Source organism: Parvimonas sp. D9 (assembly GCF_035282565.1).
In the GTDB taxonomy this organism is placed as follows: Bacteria; Bacillota; Clostridia; order Tissierellales; family Peptoniphilaceae; genus Parvimonas; species Parvimonas micra.
Genome location: NZ_JAYKBM010000301.1, coordinates 1 through 228, shown reverse-complemented (window position 1 = coordinate 228; position 228 = coordinate 1). Strand labels below are relative to the sequence as shown.

Below are 228 nucleotides of genomic sequence, written 5' to 3'. Positions count from 1 at the left end.
AAAATCAATACTCCACACCTCATTGATAGCAGCGGGCTGATAAAGTGATTGCTTTACACGTTGTGGCAACCGCTTTTTATAACGTCTGCGGATATTGAGTTTTAAATCAGTATACACTCTGTACACCCGCTTGTGATTCCAGATGTACCCGTTTCTTCTGATCCTGAAGTAACTCTGCCAAAAACCAATAGCAGGATGCTTCTCTACTAACTGTTGCAGTTGTTCAAC

The 228-nt window shown here is 41.7% G+C and carries 1 pseudogene; it reads right to left on the bottom strand.

The features are described 5' to 3' along the window. Nucleotides 1-219, bottom strand: a pseudogene (locus VJI94_RS09035) (IS3 family transposase); the annotation flags it as partial. Between the last annotated feature and the right edge of the window lie 9 nt (nucleotides 220-228).